Origin of the sequence: Chrysanthemum yellows phytoplasma, assembly GCF_000803325.1 — a bacterium.
Lineage (GTDB): Bacteria > Bacillota_I > Bacilli_A > Acholeplasmatales > Acholeplasmataceae > Phytoplasma > Phytoplasma asteris.
The window spans coordinates 1-1,668 of sequence record NZ_JSWH01000040.1; the positions used below are offsets into that span (position 1 = coordinate 1).

Annotated in this window: 1 protein-coding gene and 1 tRNA gene; both read right to left on the reverse strand. The window is 26.1% G+C overall.

The annotated features are described in order from the left end of the window. Window positions 1-104 precede the first annotated feature (104 nt). Complete coding sequence (locus OL66_RS00665; protein WP_034172060.1) at window positions 105-1,190, reverse strand: DNA recombination protein RmuC; 1,086 nt, start codon at window positions 1,188-1,190, stop codon at window positions 105-107. Window positions 1,191-1,495: 305 nt separating this feature from the next. Continuing rightward, window positions 1,496-1,572: transfer RNA gene (locus OL66_RS00670), tRNA-Arg, on the reverse strand. Window positions 1,573-1,668 lie beyond the last annotated feature (96 nt).

A 1,668-nucleotide genomic window follows, 5' to 3' on the forward strand; every position in this document is an offset into this window, starting at 1 on the left:
TTAATTAATGAAATATATAAGATACTAAATAAAAAAAAATAGTATCCGTAAATATTATATAATAACTCAAAAAAGTATTTGCAAAATAATGTTAAAATAATGATTTAAAAATCTATCTTTTCATTTTTGATGTTGTTTTTGGAATTGTTATTTTCTTTTTTGCGAACTTCTAACAATTTTTGATAACGTTGCTCTAAGGTTTTTTCTTTTTTTTGAATATCTTCAATCACTTTGAGAACTTTTTCCAAAGCCGCTTTCAAATCATAAATAAAGACTTTATCAAAATTTTTCATCGCTTGTAGCACATTTTCAATACATTCAAGTTTTTCTTCGTTGTTTTGAACACTTTCGAAAATTTGAAAATAATAATCAACTGAATTAAGAATAGCAAGTAAAATCGAAGGACTTGTAATGATAACATTGCGTTTAAAAGCATATGATATTATTTCATGATCGCAATTAATTTGGGCAAAAATACTTTCAGAAGGAATAAACATAATGGCATAAGGGCAGTTGTCTTCTTTGCTGACGTATTTTTGAACTTCTTTAATTCTTTCTTTAACGTGAAATAAAAAGCGACTCTTTAATTCTGTTTGGTTGAAAGTGGCGTTAATATAGGCTAGAAAATCTGTGGTAGGAAACTTCGAATCAATAGGAATTTGAACAAATTTACCATAACCTTTACACATCACATCAACTTTAAGACGATTGCCGTTATTGTTTGTTTTTTTCATTAAATATTGTTTTTCAAAAACTAATTTATCTTTAAAATGAGAAACATTTTCCAAAACGCGTGCCAACAAAAATTCTCCAGCTTGTCCTGTTTTATCGTTTTGGCACAATAATTTATGAATGTTTTGCACTTCTTGAAAACCACTTGCATTTTGTTCTCTTAAAACTTTTAAAGAATTTTCCAGATTAATTGTTAAATGTTGGCGAGTATCTTTAATTTCTTTAGTTAAACTATCTTGACTTTGATGAGTTAAATTGTTAATTTTATCATCCAAACGACAAATAACCCTAGATTCTGACTCTAAAAAAGCTTGTTTCACAAAATCTTGGATATTGACTTGCGTTTTTTTCGGTTTGGCAACAAAAAAATAAATAATGAAAGTTACACCACCCAAAATAAGAATCAAAATAACGGATAAAGTTAAGATTAATAAAAAAACAATTTGATCTTGAGGCATTTATTTTGTTATTCCTTTTTCTTTTTTTCTTTTTTAATGTCTTTTAGCTTTTTGATGCATTAAAGTTGATATAAAAAAATACAAAAAATAAAAAACAAAACAAAAATAAAAAAAGGGTTATTATTGAGATTTGTTCTTTAAATATTTTTAATATTTATTTCTTATTTGAAAAACAAATAACATACATAAAATAAAAATTTGTGAAAATGTTTGGGACAAAAAAAATAAATATTAAAAATAAATATAAATGCCTAAGTGCTAAATTACTAAATTAAGGGAAATGGTGCAAAAAATAAAAGATAAACTGGCGTTTGAGAAGGGATTCGAACCCCCGACCGACGGCTTAGAAGGCCGTTGCTCTATCCAGCTGAGCTACTCAAACAAACATACAACAAATATTATACTATAAAATCATTGTTTTGGACAAAAAAAAGCAATTAAAGTAGTGAAGATAGTTTCTTTATTTAAATCCTCAAAG

Coding starts and splice junctions, on each gene's coding strand:
- OL66_RS00665 (WP_034172060.1), bottom strand. CDS start 1,190: ATGCCTCAAGATCAAATTGTTTTTTTATTAATCTTAACTTTATCCGTT.